At 35.9% G+C, this 1,566-nt stretch carries 2 protein-coding genes and 1 pseudogene; 2 read left to right on the top strand and 1 reads right to left on the bottom strand.

Features of this window, described 5'->3' with window-relative positions:
• The first annotated feature begins 184 nt into the window (after positions 1-184).
• Positions 185-742, top strand: a complete 558-nt coding sequence (locus tag CHL74_RS15300; protein WP_094882009.1) for a WcaF family extracellular polysaccharide biosynthesis acetyltransferase — start codon at positions 185-187, stop codon at positions 740-742.
• Positions 739-1,365, top strand: a complete 627-nt coding sequence (locus tag CHL74_RS15295) for an HIT domain-containing protein (RefSeq protein WP_094882008.1) — start codon at positions 739-741, stop codon at positions 1,363-1,365. The genes CHL74_RS15300 and CHL74_RS15295 overlap by 4 nt, the downstream gene beginning before the upstream one ends.
• Positions 1,366-1,463: 98 nt before the next feature.
• Here CHL74_RS15295 and CHL74_RS16525 read toward each other — a convergent pair.
• Positions 1,464-1,566: pseudogene (locus tag CHL74_RS16525) on the bottom strand (ISAon1 family transposase); the annotation flags it as partial.

Genomic DNA, 1,566 nt, shown 5'->3' with positions numbered 1-1,566 from the left:
GAAACAATGTTTAAATCTGAAGACTCTACGGATTTAGCAAACAAATTAGAATACTTTTATAATAATAAGAGTAAAGTTTTTCTTAAAATTAAAGACGAGAATAGAAATCGCTTCTTGTTATATAGAACTTCTTTTAAAAGGTCATTAGTCGATTCGTATAAAAAAATATTGGAATAAATGTATTATGAGTTTGGCGGTTAAATTAAAAGATTTTGATGGAACTGATTTCAACAAAGGGGCAGGATTTCTAAAAACAACTTTATGGTATTTCGTGAATGCTCTTATAGTAAGAGCTTCATGGAATCCATTTATGGGTGTTAAGATAAAACTGCTTCGCATGTTCGGGGCAAAGATAGGAAAAGGACTGGTGATAAAGAACAATGTAATCATCAAGTCGCCATGGAACTTAGTGGTAGGTGATGACTGTTGGTTAGGTGAAGATTGCTGGATTGACAATCTTGACAAAGTGGTCATTGGCAGCAATGTGTGCATATCACAGGGTGCTTTGCTCCTGACCGGAAACCACGACTACACCATATCCTCTATGCCATATCGCAATGCTGCTATTCATATTGAGGATGGAGCATGGATAGGCGCAAAGACAACAGTATGTCCTGGAGTAACAGTCCATCGTAATGCCATACTAACTGTAGGCAGTGTGGCTACAAAGGATATGGAAGAGAACGGAATATATCAAGGTAATCCAGCGGTGAAGATAAGGGAAAGGAAAATAAAAGAGTGAACAATATCGTTGATTTAGCTTGTCAGTTAGAAGAAACGTGTAGATTCTGTTATCCGCCAGAAAAGGAGCGAATCCTGTATGCAACAGATAATTTCTATGTAATGGTTTCTTTGGGTCCAATAGTTGAAGGCTATCTATTGATTGTATCTAAGGAGCACATTCCAGCTTGTGCTAATATATCAAGTGAAATTTTACAAGAGTTTATTGACTTAAAAGAGAAAGTTAAAGATGTCTTGAATATAGTTTATGGCGCATGCATCTTCTATGAGCATGGAAAAACGGGATCTTGCTTGATAGGCAAGGATCATCGCCATTGTTTCCATGCACATCTACATTGTATTCCTGTTGATATTTGTATTTCTGATATTGTAAAGTCAGAAATGGAAGGGAATACATTTGATACTCTGACAGAAGCTTATGAGTTTGCAAAGAAGTGCGAAAGATATTTGTATGTTGAAGATTCACGTATAATGGTATTTAATCCAGAAACAACTTTGAGATCTCAATATCTAAGATATAAACTCTCTAGTGCTCTTGGTACTCCAGAACGCTGGAATTGGGTTGAACATCAAAATTGGGATGTTATTATGGATACGGTAAATAAGTTAAAGCCTTATTTTTAAGATGAGATATATTGATTCCATAGATGTGAATACTCGCATTTCTGAATTGCTTGACAATTTGGATGCAAATATTCGGCTCACCTGAAAAAGTGTGTGGATTAAGCATACAATCTTGTTAGTCTGAAGAGAAAGAATTTCTTGTCAATGATACCCCGAAGTTGTGCTCTGAAATGCTTGACTTTTGCATTGAAAGATTCTGCA

Origin of the sequence: Prevotella sp. 885, from assembly GCF_002265625.1 — a bacterium.
Classification (GTDB): domain Bacteria; phylum Bacteroidota; class Bacteroidia; order Bacteroidales; family Bacteroidaceae; genus Prevotella.
Note: the sequence above shows the minus strand (reverse complement) of the source record. Positions and strands in the feature narration are given on the sequence as shown.